Source organism: Nitrospirota bacterium (genome assembly GCA_030684575.1).
Lineage (GTDB): Bacteria > Nitrospirota > Nitrospiria > Nitrospirales > Nitrospiraceae > Palsa-1315.
Genome location: JAUXVD010000023.1, coordinates 169759 through 184593, shown reverse-complemented (window position 1 = coordinate 184593; position 14835 = coordinate 169759). Strand labels below are relative to the sequence as shown.

Sequence of the window (14835 nt, the reverse complement as noted above, 5' to 3'; positions counted from 1 at the left end):
GCCTGCGGGCTTTTTCAACATCCTGCTATGGATCTAAGAACGGCATTCCCCCGCAGCATGCGATTCACGCTGGAAGGCTATGTCCATCTGGCGCGCATGATCGATAAGTGCCGTGCCGTATTGGCCGGCACCGAAGGCGAATATATTTATCCCTGCCCGATGGACGATCGGCTGATGGAATTCGCCGGCATCACAGCCGATCAGTTCACCGCAGCCGTCACAGCCAATCCCACTGATGACGCAGTAGCCCAGTGGTTCAGGAAAATTGCGAAACCACACAACGCCTCTGAGCTCAAGCTCTGGAACGGCTTAATGCTGACCCGCGGACCGAGCAGCCCCGAGAAACAACAGTACTTCAACCAGCTCAGAGACGCCGTCGATCCTTCCCGCACCGACCTCACCGCCTGGTCCGATCTCCAAGACTTAGAAGAAGGCCGCACCGTTCCGCGAAGGCCATAGCGCTTATTCACACCTCGGGAGTACAATAGCTTTCGATTGCGCCAAGAGCGTTGATGCAGAGCTTCAGAGCATTGGAACAATGATGCAGCCCTCCCCGACAATCGTACATCTCATCAAGTGGCCGCTTCTCACGGTAGCACTCTCGCTAGCGGCCTGTGGGAGCATCAGTCCTGGAGTAACCTACCTGGCGACAAATGGGACAGGCGAGAAACTTCGAACCAAAACGACCGTTGGGACAACAGCCCCCGACGGCTGCCCCACAACCACTGTCTCGGTTCCGACTAGCCCCAATGGACTCACCGTGTCCTATCGCGAACCCTCCACCAATGCGGTCGGCACTCTGCTGACAAACCTCTTGCTGACGTCTGTCTATATCAGCTCACCTCACAGCCAGACCCAGGTCATTCGTATCTGGACGAACGACCCACGAGGGGGAGGAACCGTCACCATTCGAAATATCATTCCAGCTGCGCCTCAAGTCAGTATCTGCGTGACCTCCACGAACATTGCCGGACACGAATCGGCCCCTGTGTCTCAACCCCAGCCAAAATAGAGTCACGTCACACGAAATCCTCAACACCCCGTTGAAGATTAGACTCGCAATCTGAGCTTTGCCCCATTCGCAGTCTGAATAGATCACTCCCGGAAAACACTTCATCCAGACCATCGCGTTGCCCATGTAAGTCCCTTCAGCCACAGTCGCATACCCGCACCAGCAACCTTAAATCCCCGTAATGGCGACAGTGCTACCCCTGCCGACCGTATCAACGGAGAAGAAGGGGAATGAACCTTTAGAAATGATGCCGGTCGTCCGATAAGAGAAGGACGAGCGACAGCCTTGCGCTGCCCGATGCGTCTATTCAGATGACTCGGCAGGTGGCGCACAGACAAATACATCTCAGGAATTCACATACGATGAAACGAGTGGTCATTGAAGAACTCTTGCCGGATATGATCCTGGTCAAACCCGTGACCAATGCCAACGGACTGCCCATCGTGGCAGTCGGAACCAGACTCGATGCGTCCATGATCGAGCGGCTCCAACGGATGGGAACGACCTCGGTCTATGTGGAGGGCGATGCAGGGGGAGCCGGCGGAAAAACGCTGACGGAGCTGGAGGCTGAACTCGATCATCGGTTCCGGCATGTCACGAAAGATCCTGTCCAGCAGCTCATCCTCAACAGTCTCCGGACACATTTACATGCCACGCGTAGCACCACGCCAGTGACAGAGGGGCCTGCGACAGTATGACCACATTCAATCCGACAGACCTGCGCAACCGGATCGAAAAACTCGGAGACCTGCCGACGCTCCCCCATGTCGTACAGCGGCTTGCCGCCATGATCGGCAGCCCGACGGTGTCGACCGAGGAGATCGGCTCGATCATCGAAAAAGATCAAGTCCTCGCGGCCAAAGTCCTGCGGCTTGCCAATTCACCGTTTTATGGATTCCCCTCCCGCATCAGTTCGGTGGCCCATGCGGTCATCGTCCTGGGATTCAACGTCGTGAAGGGACTCACCCTCTGCGCCTCGGCGCTCAATATCATGAAAGACGCCGGCATGGATCAGTTGTGGCGTCATTCCCTGGGTGTGGCCATCACGGCCAACCTCCTGGCAGCCAGACTGGAGATCAAAAACCCCGAAGAACTGTTTGTCGCAGGCCTGCTACACGACATCGGAAAAGTCGTCCTCTACGTCAAATGGGCCGATGTCGGAGACCAGATCAAAAAGGCCTACAAAGCAGGAGGCGACCGCTCACTCTTCGACGTGGAGAAGGAACTCACGGGCCTCTCACATGCAGAGATCGGCGGCTACCTGGCCAATGCCTGGCATCTACCGGTCACGCTCCGCGAGCCGATCCTCTACCACCATGCGCCGACGCTCGCCAAGGAAGCCACGGTGCAAACGGCCATCGTCCATATAGCCGATATCCTGGTCAAAGGCCTGGCTTGCGGCAACCCGGGGGATGACCTCATCCCGCCGCTCTCGAAAGCAGCCTGGGACATAGTCGGCCTCGACGAACAGACGTTGGCGGACTATATCGCCAAGGCCTCGAGCGAATTTGCCACCATCGACGATTATCTATGAACCCATCCCTACCAGGACGGCGCATTCTCCTCCTGCACAATGAACTTGCCCCTATCGTCACCTTAACCTCGGCCTTGGAGAAAGCCGGCTTCCAAGTCGTGGAAGGAAACCTCCCGGACCTCGCGCTGCACGAACTCGTGCACGATCCTCCCTGTCTCATCCTGGCGACAGAAGGAGCCGGGGGCCATTCGGCGGAAACACTCACGCGAAACCTCAAGCACGATGCCTTCCTCGGGCGACTGCCGTTGATCCTCTTCGTCCGGGACAGCCGACTCAACGATATCGACTGGGGTGAATTGGGAGTCGACGATTTCATCACCATCCCCTATCGCCCTGAAGACGTGGTGCACCGTGTGCGCCTCTGCCTGAGCCGCCTGACCCGTTCGCTCGATGCCAACCCCCTCACCCGGCTTTCAGGCAATACCACCATCCTGTTCGAAACCACCGCCAGAATTCAGAGCGGTCAACCCTTCGCCTTGGCCTACGTCGATATCGACAATTTCAAATCCTTCAACGACCGCTACGGCTATGGCCGTGGAGACGAAGTCCTCATCGTCGCCTGCCGCATCCTCTCGACGGTGGTGGGAGAACTCGCCGGCGCAGAAGGATTTGTCGGACATGTCGGGGGAGACGACTTTGTGTTCATGAGCCGGCCAGACCGCATCGACGCCATCTGCCAAACCGTCATCAAACGCTTCGATCTGGTGATCCCTGATTTCTACGACCGTGACGATCGCCTCAAGGGCTATATCGATTCCATCGATCGGCGAGGCAACAAAGAGCAATTTCCGATGATGAGTCTCTCGATCGCCGTCGTGACCAACGAACGCTGTCCCATTACACATCCCGGAGATGTGAGTAAGATCGCTTCCGAACTGAAGAAGCGCGCCAAGGCGCTGAAGGGCAGCGTCTACGTCAAAGACCAGCGCGGCCTGGCCAGCGATGCTGCCACTGCAAGCCCACAGCCGGCCGAGCAGAACGATTCATCTGTGCACGAGTAACGGAAATACTGATGATGAGAAATGTCGGGGTCATATCACTCAGTAGACTGAGTAAGCCCACCGACAGCAGGAGAAGCAATCGATCACTCCTGAACCACACGCATCAACCTGTCAGTCTGTAAGACTGAAAAGAGGGCCGAACCGTCCCACGACGGGGGCCGGTCGTTGCGACCGGCCCCCAATATCTGCGGCACCCTAGAACGCACTCAGGTCAGGGATTCGTGAGCTAGTTCAGCGGCGGAACCACGCCGGCAAATGTGAGCAAGTCTGTGATGTGAAACTCTCCCGGTGTGGCGGATGGCAACACCGGCTTCCAATCCCGCTCCGTCGCCAGGTAGGAGGTGCGATCGGCTTTGAGCAGCCCCACGAAGACCTCTCCGACAATCTGTCCCCCGACCGGTCCGAGACGAAGCCCACCTTCCATGACTTCCGCCTCCTTCAAAATGTAGTACCAGAGCGGCGTGCTTCGGTCCATGCCAAATGGCTGCACGTCCGCGAGCTGTGCCGGGGACAGAGCCGGCACACCCAAGACCCTCGCAATCGCCTGGCCCGAGGGGATACCGAAATTGACGTGCCGCATCAGATTACGGGAGGCCAGCGATTGCACCCCGTCTGACGGCAGGCCAGGCGCGGGCCCACGGGAGCCAGGCAACTGCATGAGGACCGTGGACAGCTTGGTATCGATCTTCTTGTTCGGCCTGAAGTTTCCATCACCGAAGTTGAAGAAGGTCTGCCAATCGACAAATCGGCGTGGAGCCCGTTTTCCGCCTCGAAGGTCATTGGGGTCAAGCTCGTTCGGGTCGATGGAATCGTCGAAGATGAACGCAAAAAATGGCGCGCCGCTGTCCGAACCGAAGTTCAGGCGATAACTCGGTCGCACCTGCGAATGGCCGAATCGATAGGCGGCAACAGCAAACTCGATGGGGATCATGATATCTCGGCGTGTATTCCGAAAGCGCTGAGATGAGACCGTGTCATCCACGTTATAGAAACGCGGGCCCTTCCGGAGAATATCTGTCACACGTTCCTGCCCAATGGTCACTGGCAGAAACTCGTTCAACACAATCCATTGATAGTGCCACCGGACGAGGCGCTGCGCCATGTCAAAGATACGTTCGGGCGAGGCCCCGGCAAGGGCTGGCTTGGCGCGCAGGTGGTCGACCACCGCGTTATGAAACCGCAGCATCGCCAGATGAAACTGGCTGAGGATCACGTGTTCATCGTTCCGGCTGTCGCCGATAATGGCATTATTATTGGCATCGCGCGGCAGGTCATAACGCACGGCCCCCTTACGGGAGACCGCCTCCGACCCAGGGATAACCTCCACGCGAAACTTGATATCAACGGAACGTTGATCGTACAGCTGGGGCGAATCCTTCGGCCCGTCCCCATAGAGGCTGTCGAGATCGAACGCCGCCGTGCGGAAGTTCGTCGTCCGCCGCGGATCGGTTGGTTGCAGCAACGGAGACTTCAAATCCAACGTGATATCGTGATCGAGGAATTGCCCGATGAAAGTCATGCCGGCCGTCATGTTGGGATTATCCGGATTGTTGGGACTGAACACCGCGGGATTCAAGATCGACTGGATCGGGTCCGTCAGAAGATCCGATGGGTCCAGCAACCCGCCCTTTGCCCCCAGCTGCTTCGCCCGCTCGCGCATCTCATCGGATGCAGGAGCGAAGGCCGGCAATCCGGAGAACATTCGCACATAGACATCGTCCGGCCTCGATAATTTTACAGGAGCCGTCACATGGACATTGTTCCCCCCATCTCCACGGACATCCCTCCGCTCATCACCTGAAACCGCAACCCCTGGAACGGCAAACAACGCCGAACAGGAGATCATCCCCAAAGCACCCATCGAAATGAGTGCGCGTGTCCTTCGTGACATCAGACCCTCCATGTAGTCCCTCTACCCCCCACTCAACCGCAGCGGCAATCTCAGAGAGCAGGACGGTTTAGGATTCAAATAGTTGTTCTCGCTATTATTGAGCAACAGATGAGCAACTGGCATGCCGCGTAGGCTCTTGCGAAGGCAAAACTACCGCTCGTTGTTTTTCATAGACCTACGTAATCCAACCCCTTCATGTCAGTCAAGGGACTAATCCAGGACATGAATGACTGTAGGCAGAGAACTGCAGGAGAAAAACGAGGCATCCATCGATATAACTAGGCTGCACACAAACACCAAGTGCAACATGTTTGGGCGAGTGGTTTCACGTTCCAAGTGCAACGGGTGAATGATGGCGCAGCAGCGCGGGCACTCCGCGCATCCGTTCCGGTTATTCTGGCCAGGATGACCAGGCAGGTGGTCCGCTCTGCCAGGGTGCCGACGAGCCAAGCCATTACGGGCCACCTTGATCAGGTCGCCTTCCCAGTGGTCGGGTACGGTACGAGTGGCCGCGGGCCAGCCCCAGACTAAAGGTTTCTCGTTCTTTCGGCACTCTGGTATCTAGAGGATCTCGCTCGCGTGGCAACAACGCAGCCCATCCGGGCGTGTCATGTTGCACGTGGAGTTAGAACTCAAGGTGCGAGGAGGCGCCCTGCTAGAAGCGAGAGAACCTTGTCCGGCGCTTCCGCAAGTCTGAGTCGCTCTTCCGGCTAATGGGTGAATAGGAGAGGGTGGGAGTTGGGACAGTTTCCAGGCTGACGCCGAGCAAGAGTCGGCCGAGGATGACCGTCGTCGCGATGAAGCCACTGCTATTGACCCAACTGCTCAAGGACTGTGCGTCGAGCAAGACACTGGTCAAATTGAGCAGCCAGACACCGACTCCAATGGCCAGGAGATACGACAGCTTCGTCGTGTCAGCGACCCTGAGGGCGATCGCCACACCAACCGCCCCTGTGAGCAGCGCGAGCAGAGGGAAACCAATGTGATCGGTCTGGGGCGTGATCCCGTTGAAGGCAAACACCAGCCCCGCCACAAAGGTGGTGCCATACACAATGGCGACTCCTCGGAGAATCGTTCGCCATGCCATGGGTTGGTTCCTGTCGGCCATAGGGCACAGGATACGAGCATGGCAGAACGAACCGCTATCCTACGAAATGGGGGGGGGATGGGATGGAGGCTGATGATCTTCTGTGCTCGCGGAACGCGCACGATAAGAATGTGCTCGTTCGACGCGCGCAGTGAAAGATCAATCAACCCCCATCCCTTGTGGAAGTACAAGCACGCAAGGAGTGATGGGGGGAAAGACGTAGGTTCAGATCGGACCTCTATCGACTAGTGCGCCGCGGTCACTTCAAACGCTTTGGCGACGAGTGTCTTCTCTTTCATCCGTTTCACCAACCCGGCATAGGTGAGGTCGCGGATAATGCTGGTGAACTGCGCATGGTAATTTCCAACAATGCTCGCCCCATCGATGACCACATCGTAGACGAGCCAATTGCCGAACCGGTTCGCCAACCGGAAATCGAGGAGCGTATCCATCTTGTGTCCCGCCAACCGCGTCTTCACTTCGGCGAACTGCTCCTCGCGCTGTTCGGACAGATAGACCACCTGCTCGCCCGCATACGAATCGATCCTGCCGGCAAACGTGTCTCGGAGCAGTTGCACGAAGAGATCGACGAATTCACGCCGTTCATTATCCGTCAAGTCTGTCCAGGGTACCCCCAGCGCTCGTTTCGCCATGTCTTCATAACTCACACGATCCCGCACCACCTGCTCGATCATGTGACGTCGTTCCAAGGAGCGGCTTGGCTGTTTCACCTCCGCATTATCGAGGATACGAACCACTTCAGCGATCGTGCTCTTCACCGATTCCGTCGGGGTCAGCTCAGCAGCCAACGCACCAGTGCAGGGCAGCGTCAGGAGCGCCACTATCCCGGTGATCGCCGCCCACCCTAAGCCCTTGCTCGATTCGACACTGCGAGAACCCTGACTGACGGCTGTGTCTAATATCTGTTCCATGTGATGCCCTCCTCAATCCTGTCGGCATGTACCAGTCTCTGCCCAGTGACATACAGCAAGACCTATGCTGGACAGCTACACCGAGAAGTCTCCCTGGTCAGAATGGGAAAAGACCAACAAAGCCATGCACATAGAGCTAGCCGAGAGGAGCACCTTACTAAAGACAGGTACTGGGGGCTATTGGGCACTGTGGCAGAAGGCGCACAAACGAACCTTGCTGTCGCCCAAACGCTTCAGTGTCTGGAGGAAATAGAGAGCTGGTTTCCATGGTTTCTCCGTTTGGCCAGGCCAGCAGATCTCGCGTCAATGGAACTAGGCCCACAGATCGTGAAAGACGTAATGAACGGTTTACGGTCACACATTGTGACCTCAAAGCTGGCCTAAGAAGAAACGCTATCGCCTGCTCCACACCAGCCTCTTGCCTGCGAACTGACTCTCCTCCCCTACAGGTTCCTACATACAGACCTCGCGCTGGGACGAGTCAGACCACTGATGTTGTTGAAGATTTTTCGAATCGGCTGAAGGCACGACTGTTGCTCATTCAGTCCGTATTACATATCCGATATCCGTCACAAGCCGTCATTCGAAATCATCAAGGAGCATCACCATGTGGGACACCAAGAAACCGAAGAATAAGCAGAGCGATGCCGAGAATTTTACCGTCCTGGGCAAAGACGTCACGTTCAAAGGCATTGTCTATTTTGAAGGCACCGTCCAACTCGACGGATGCGTGGAAGGCGAGATTCACACCACGGGAGTGCTCGTCGTCGGCGAACATGCGGAGATCCGGGGGACCGTCTCGGTCGGCACGTTACTCAGCAGCGGGAAGATTCAAGGCACCGTGGCCGCGGTCGACAAAGTCCAACTTCTCAAGACCGCCGTGCAGATCGGCGACGTCCATACCCCGGCCTTCTCAATCGAAGACGGAGCCTATTTCAAAGGCTTCGCAGACATGGGCCACAGCCCTAAGGCCGAAGAATCCTCCCAGCACAGCAACGGGATACCCAGCCAGGCCATCCGGCACAACAACGCAGGCCTCCGCCTTGCGGAACGGGAATCGGACTACAAGCAGCTCGCGCACAACGTTGAGACAGACGAACTCGTTCACTGATCCATCGTTCCCTACCCACAGCAGCGCCCCTACGACGTCCCGTTTCTCGTGAAGCCTGTCTCGTGAGCGACGAACTACGGGATGGAGGCTGATGATCTTCTGTGCTCGCGTCACGAGCACGGCAGGTTTCTCTGGTTCAACAACCAAACAAACGAGATCAACCATAACAACCAGACCCACGAAACAGGCTAGATAAATCCGCCATCATCCCTGGGAGATGGCAAGTACGCTCGAACCACCAGATTGATCAGTTGGCGTCGTTCCACGAAGCGGTTCTACTGCTTCACCTCCGCATTGTCAGTGTAGGCTGACTCCCCTCTTCTACATATTCCTACATACCGGCATCACGGGGTGGAGAGCCAGGTGACTGATGTTGCTCAACGTTTACTGAATCATCGAGAGGCACAGTTGTTGCTTTCTCACCTGTTATAGCAATCAGTATTTCGCTATGAGTGGCATGGGCATTGCGATATTTTCGTGCTCGTTGCGCATGGATTTCGCTGATGTGACCCCTGTTATTTATAGTTTTCATGAAGGGATGGCACATGAGGAAATGGTCGTATCAAGTCGTTGCCATATTCAGTGCGGGTTTATGGGCCCTCGGGTCGATGTCCGTGGCGCAAGCTGCAGATGCCGCGGCACAGGCTGCGGATACGGTGATCGTCAGATGGAACGATGTGACGCTGCAGGCAATTCGCGATACGCATCCGGGACCGCCGATCGTGGCGCGGATGCTCGCCGTGACACACACCTGTATCTATGACGCTTGGGCTCCCTACGACGCCCTGGCTGTTGGCACGCAACTCGGAAAGACACTTCGCCAGCCGGTTGCAGAACGTACCGAAGCCAACAAGAAAAAAGCGGTGAGCTTTGCTGCCTATCGGGCCCTCGTCGATCTGTTCCCAACCGAGCAGGCCAAATTCGACCTCGTGATGGCGGAGATGGGGTTCGATCCGACTGACCGATCGACAGATACACACACGGCTTCGGGGGTTGGAAATGTAGCCTGCCAAGCGGTGTTGGCCTTCCGTCATCATGATGGGTCCAACCAATTGGGCGATCTGGCGCCGGGCCCCTATGCCGATTACACGGGATATGTGCCTGTGAACGATCCTGATCACATCAACGATCCCAATCGATGGCAGCCATTGCGAATCAGCAATGGGCAGGGAGGATTTGTGACGCAAAAGTTCATTGCGCCACATTGGGGGAAGGTCGTGCCGTTCGCGCTGCGATCGGCAGATCAGTTCTCTCCCAAAGACCCCAATTTCTACCCCCAAGAGTCGGCGCAATACCTCAAGCAGGCCAAACAGGTACTCGCCTACAGCGCGAACTTGACGGACCGTGAGAAGGTCATTGCCGAATATTGGGCGGACGGACCTAGCTCAGAACTGCCTCCTGGCCATTGGGCATTGTGTGCGCAGTTTGTGTCCCGTCGCGATCACCACACCTTGGATCAGGATGTGAAGATGTTCTTCGCCATGACAAACGCCGTCCTCGATGCGAGTGTGTCGTCGTGGCATGCGAAGCGGGTGTTTGACTATGTCAGGCCGGTATCGGCGATTCATTTCCTTTTTGCCGGACAACAAGTAAAGGCCTGGGCGGGGCCTGGGTTGGGTACGCGCCTGATTGACGGTGCGGCATGGCAGCCCTATCAAGCAACGACTTTCGTCACTCCTCCGTTTGCGGAGTACGTGTCCGGCCACAGTATCTTTAGCACCTCAGCGGCTCGTGTGTTGAAGGGGTTCACTGGCAGCGATCATTTTGGTTTCTCAGTGACGATCCCTGCAGGGTCGTCTCGCGTTGAGCCAGGGTTGGTGCCGGCGAATGACATCACGCTGTCGTGGAAAAAGTTCAGTGATGCGGCAAATGAAGCAGGAATTTCACGCCGCTTCGGGGGCATCCACTTTATTGATGGCGACCTTCAAGCTCGAAAGATGGGCAGGAAGATCGGCCGTCAGGCCTTGCGGAAAGCCACCGCGTACTTTAACGGGACGATAGGAACGCCGTTCGATGAGAGCGGCCGATCTAACAAGGAAGATGAGGCTGAGGATCAGGTAGAGGACAAGTAGTTAGCACGTCATCGTGTGAACCGTCGGGAGAGGGGGCCTGGGCAATCCGGCCCCCTCTCTTTATATCGGCAGCCTATACCCCGCCTTCAAATCTTCAGACCACCATGCGGGGACAGATCTTATCATCCAACTTTTCGCGGCGCGGCACTGAGATCTGGTTCCCCTGGTCTCTCTGATTCATCTCAGCTCTCTGCTCCATCAAATCGGCGAACAAGAACAGGCAAGACAGACAGAGCGAAACAAAGGGGCCGCCCATTTCGCACTATTCTTTGCGCTCTTCGGGGCTCTGAACTACAGTCGTCTCATGCGACTGCAATCTTCAACCGCATCGAGCGGAACAGCCCTCACCTGCCCCAAGTGCCGGTTCGAACAGGAAGAGAGCCTGGAATGTTTACGTTGTGGAGTCGTCTTCTCCAAGATCAAACCATCGGCCCCGGTCGCCGGGGAGCGACCATTTTCCGGCACTGAGGCCACAACCCACCCTTCAACTCTTGGATTGCTGTCTCGTGTCTTCCGCATACTCCCTTGGATCTCACTCACATTCTCAGTCGGCATCCTGCTGCTCATTCTCCGCCAGACACCGCCGCTCCAGATCCACACCGATCCCCAGGCGGCCGAACGCGTGGCAGAAAAGATGGCCCAGCTACAAATGGCCCTGAAGACAAACCAGCCTCACTCGTTCACCTTGAACGAAGCAGAATTGAATCAGTGGATGCGAGACAATCTCGCCATCGCCTCGACCCATCAAGCACAAGAAGCCGGCATCCCGGTGCCAACAGGGCGCGAACCGGACATCCAAGAAGTGCAATCGGCATTGAAAGATGTCCGGATGAACCTCATGGGCAATCAACTCCGGGCCTATGCCCTCTTTGTCATCTATGGAAAAGAGATCTCCCTGCAACTCGATGGCACCCTCACCACCGAAGGGGGCTACATCAGACTCCAACCGACTTCCGGGAAACTTGGCTCATTACCCATTCCATCCACCACCCTCGACAGCGTCGTCCATCAACTGTTCGACTCGCCCTTAAACCGAGACAAATTCCAGCTTCCACCTCAGATTGAATCCGTCCGGGTCGAAAACAACAGCCTCATCATCTCCACACGCTAGCCTGCACGATTCAGAGCGATCGGTCGGAAACCGCCGTGTGCACGTTCCTCGTGAAAGACACCTCGCATCCAGGGGTTCGTCTGTTTGGTCTATCTGGTTTCACTAGTTCATCTGATTGAATGTTAGTCCTATCAACCAAACAAACGAGATCAACCAGAAAAACCAAACCAACGAAATAGACCAGATAGACCAGCTACCGAGGGAAACGTAGAATGTCTCTGTTTCTTCGTTATGCCGATAGTAGAAAAGCCCGGCATGCAGTGGCGTCGCAAGAGGTGGTCAGGAAAGACCGCCGATACTCATTGGCCCGTACGTTTTCCGAGGACCAGGGCTCCCAGAATATGCGAGTATTTGACTGGTCCGCGAGATTCACAACAAGGAGCTTGGCTTGAATAGAACGACGATCATTACCGCGTGCATCATTCTGATGTCTCTCCTCGGAGCCCAGAACGTATCCCTTACGGGTGCGAAGGGCGGCTCATGGATCGGCCCTATGCTCTTCGGCGCAACGGAGAGCAGCGCGCAGAGCAGCGATGGCGATGCGCCTGCGACCGAACCCCGTACCACCAGCGGAGGACCAGGCTCCGGCGGGATTCTGCTGATGCTCCTGTTCCTGGGGGCCGCAGTCGTGTTGTACTATCTCAAAATCCAACGACCCTCCCTCCCGGATTTTTCCGGGGTCACTGGCCGCGACCCCTCCGTCGACAAGATCTCGACAAGGCGATCCGTCACCAAGAGACAGACCGTACCGATTGAGAGCATCACCTCCGCCGACAAGGCCGCCTTCCAACAACTCCTCACCGACGTGCAACGGGCCTGGAGCAAACAGGACATGGACGAGCTGCGGCAGTTCGTCACGCCGGAGATGCTGAATTACTTCAGCGCCGCCCTGGCAGACAATACCAGCCAGGACATCCAGAACCATGTGGAGGATGTGGTCCTCCTCCGTGCCGAAATCCTGGAAGCCTGGACCGAGCAGGGCACGCCATACGTCACGGCGGGACTGCGCTGGAGTGCCCGTGACTACAACCTCTCCCTGACGAAGCAACGGGGAGAACCGGGCTATGTCGTCGAGGGCAGCAAAGAGAAACCCACCGAATCAGGCGAAGCCTGGACCTTCACGCAATCCTCTGATGGAAAGTGGCTCCTCTCGGCAATCCAGCAGTAACAGAGGAAGGGATGAAGCCTGAAGATCTCCTGTGCTCGCGGAACGCGTGGGAGGAGAAGGGTAGCATGGCCGTCCTCCTGCTCGCGGTACGCGCACAATCAGAATGTGCTCGTCCGATGCGCGAGTCGAAGGCAACCTTGGCCGCACCCCTAAATAATATGTGGCGGGGGAAAAAGAAGACTGGCCTGGCAATTCCCTATGCTCGCTCAACGCGCGGTCGCGGACTCCCCTCGTTGGACGCGCGCACGACTGAATAGGCCATGCTGATATTTCAATAATAAATTAGGACCTTTGCCTTACACGATACGCTATTCCTGTCAAAACTACGTCAGTTTCAGAACAGCATTATTGATTAGGTCAATAACGTATTCCTCGGCAGTGTGAGGGGCTATGGCAATACTTGACGGATGGGCGGCAGTGTTACGCTTTGCAAGTTTTTCTTTCAGCACTACGTTTAGGTCACTGCTAATCAGGTTTGCCGAACGGGCTACCTGAAGCACCTCACTTTCTTTCAACTCACCGAAATCATCCTTGGCCGCAACGGCTCCTATGCGTGCCTTCGGAAATGACTTCGGCAACTGTAGATTAAAAGCGTCAATACGGCGCGCTTCACTAAAAATATGGTTACACAGATGGTCAAAAGCCAAGTTCCAAGCCATGACTATAGTTGCTCGATAGGCCTTGCAACGGAAACAAAGAATCGTCTCTTCAAGGAAAATGCGCTCAGCAAGATCAGGAATTTTAGATGGCAAATCAAGCAATAACCTATCTACCTGAGTTGTTGCCGGACGGCTCCCGTATTTCTTCTCCAATTCATCTCGCAAACGTTTTTCCAAGGCATAGCCTTGGCCGTCACGCAAAACCTCTCTAGGCCTTCGGGCAAACATCTTGTCAATGTATGAATTAACATTGCTAGGCTGTTCTAACGAGAGACTATCATAGCAAGCGCGAATATCAGTCGGGCTGAAACGGTCTTTCTCTTCCTTAGAATGAATAAACCAAGCGAAGAATCTTATCTTGTCAGCGTGACTCCAATCAGGAAAGCCATCTATTCCATTTAGCAAGTCTTCTAGCGTCACTTCGCTATCGATTTCCCCATCTTCTCAACTTGATTCTCCCCGAGATGGTTGATTGTAAAAGCACCCTTTCCTGAAGAACCAACCCATCCATACTGCTTTGATTTCATATTTCGAAAGGGCTGTCCTGCGTCAGCAGGCACCTGCCATCCCATATGCCTATACCCTGTATAGGCATGATCCATTGTGACACTCTCGATACTTCTGTACTTCTTAAACCAATACATTATTGCCAGATATCTCTTATTCTCTCCTTCAGGATTTTTCTCTTCAATAAATTCCTTAAGAGGCATTGGGGCTTTGGACAGATCAACCTCTACCGGCTGCGGCGTCCGTCGGTAACGAACTCCATTCTGTTTCTTTACTCCGGATAAACTAGTGCGTTCAATAACACCATCATCTAAAACATCAGCTTGTTGATCTTCTTCTGCCGTAACTGCCACATTTTGGTTGGGGGAGGACAATTGAACTGTGGTGGCGGGAACTCTTTGCTGAGGGGCAAGTGCCCGTGCTAAAGTTCCTGCTATTGCACGGATGTTTTCTTGGAGTGTGGCATTGTCAGACTCAGTTTCGAAGTGGATCACGGTCATTCTTACTTTGCCCTTATCTTCCTTACCCATAACCAGACCTCTTGGTTAATGTTTAGCCGAATCTTACGATCACACAATATATAGTGGCTCGACTCGCACGTCAATACACTCTGTAGTGCTCCTGACTCTTGATGACTTCCGTTTCATGGTACAACCCATTATTTTTTTAAATAAACAACGGTCAGCCTCCCGGATCAGGGCTACTCATAGCACGGTGACTGGCATATATAACCAACCTACTTTTGGATTC

General features: G+C 55.4%; 14 protein-coding genes. 9 read left to right on the top strand and 5 right to left on the bottom strand.

Going from position 1 to position 14835, the window contains the following annotated elements; all coding sequences use genetic code 11:
- The first annotated feature begins 27 nt into the window (after window positions 1–27).
- The 5 genes from Q8N00_17690 (at window position 28) to Q8N00_17670 (ending at window position 3547) form a co-directional block, all read left to right on the top strand.
- Window positions 28–459, top strand: coding sequence for a DUF5069 domain-containing protein (locus Q8N00_17690; GenBank protein ID MDP2384618.1), 432 nt, complete (start codon window positions 28–30; stop codon window positions 457–459).
- 79 nt (window positions 460–538) lie between these two features.
- Complete coding sequence (locus tag Q8N00_17685; GenBank protein MDP2384617.1) at window positions 539–1012, top strand: hypothetical protein; 474 nt, start codon at window positions 539–541, stop codon at window positions 1010–1012.
- Between the two features lie 362 nt (window positions 1013–1374).
- Window positions 1375–1710 (top strand): hypothetical protein, encoded by a 336-nt coding sequence (locus Q8N00_17680; protein MDP2384616.1) that lies wholly within the window; start codon window positions 1375–1377, stop codon window positions 1708–1710.
- Complete coding sequence (locus Q8N00_17675) at window positions 1707–2546, top strand: HDOD domain-containing protein (GenBank protein ID MDP2384615.1); 840 nt, start codon at window positions 1707–1709, stop codon at window positions 2544–2546. Before Q8N00_17680 ends, Q8N00_17675 begins: the two co-directional genes overlap by 4 nt.
- A complete protein-coding gene (locus Q8N00_17670; protein MDP2384614.1) occupies window positions 2543–3547 on the top strand; it encodes a diguanylate cyclase in 1005 nt (334 codons plus the stop codon). The genes Q8N00_17675 and Q8N00_17670 overlap by 4 nt, the downstream gene beginning before the upstream one ends.
- 226 nt (window positions 3548–3773) lie before the next feature.
- On the opposite strand, the gene Q8N00_17665 is transcribed toward Q8N00_17670, so the two are convergent.
- The 3 genes from Q8N00_17665 to Q8N00_17655 form a co-directional block, all read right to left on the bottom strand.
- On the bottom strand, window positions 3774–5438 hold the full coding sequence (locus tag Q8N00_17665; protein MDP2384613.1) for a heme peroxidase family protein: 1665 nt from the start codon (window positions 5436–5438) through the stop codon (window positions 3774–3776).
- A gap of 655 nt (window positions 5439–6093) precedes the next feature.
- Complete coding sequence (locus tag Q8N00_17660) at window positions 6094–6525, bottom strand: hypothetical protein (protein ID MDP2384612.1); 432 nt, start codon at window positions 6523–6525, stop codon at window positions 6094–6096.
- A 245-nt stretch (window positions 6526–6770) separates the two neighbouring features.
- A complete protein-coding gene (locus Q8N00_17655) occupies window positions 6771–7457 on the bottom strand; it encodes an ABC transporter substrate-binding protein (protein MDP2384611.1) in 687 nt (228 codons plus the stop codon).
- A gap of 607 nt (window positions 7458–8064) precedes the next feature.
- Here Q8N00_17655 and Q8N00_17650 point away from each other — a divergent pair.
- The 4 genes from Q8N00_17650 to Q8N00_17635 all read left to right on the top strand — a co-directional run bounded on the left by Q8N00_17650 (window position 8065) and on the right by Q8N00_17635 (window position 12919).
- A complete protein-coding gene (locus Q8N00_17650) occupies window positions 8065–8568 on the top strand; it encodes a polymer-forming cytoskeletal protein (GenBank protein ID MDP2384610.1) in 504 nt (167 codons plus the stop codon).
- A 545-nt stretch (window positions 8569–9113) separates the two neighbouring features.
- A complete protein-coding gene (locus tag Q8N00_17645) occupies window positions 9114–10640 on the top strand; it encodes a vanadium-dependent haloperoxidase (GenBank protein MDP2384609.1) in 1527 nt (508 codons plus the stop codon).
- Window positions 10641–10944: 304 nt separating this feature from the next.
- Complete coding sequence (locus Q8N00_17640) at window positions 10945–11751, top strand: hypothetical protein (GenBank protein MDP2384608.1); 807 nt, start codon at window positions 10945–10947, stop codon at window positions 11749–11751.
- Window positions 11752–12139: 388 nt separating this feature from the next.
- Window positions 12140–12919 carry a TIM44-like domain-containing protein gene (locus Q8N00_17635; protein MDP2384607.1) on the top strand — a complete coding sequence of 260 codons (780 nt, stop codon included), beginning with the start codon at window positions 12140–12142 and terminating at the stop codon, window positions 12917–12919.
- Window positions 12920–13242: 323 nt separating this feature from the next.
- Here Q8N00_17635 and Q8N00_17630 read toward each other — a convergent pair whose 3' ends face one another.
- Window positions 13243–13998, bottom strand: coding sequence for a hypothetical protein (locus Q8N00_17630; protein ID MDP2384606.1), 756 nt, complete (start codon window positions 13996–13998; stop codon window positions 13243–13245).
- On the bottom strand, window positions 13995–14615 hold the full coding sequence (locus Q8N00_17625; GenBank protein MDP2384605.1) for a hypothetical protein: 621 nt from the start codon (window positions 14613–14615) through the stop codon (window positions 13995–13997). Before Q8N00_17625 ends, Q8N00_17630 begins: the two co-directional genes overlap by 4 nt.
- Window positions 14616–14835: the final 220 nt, after the last annotated feature.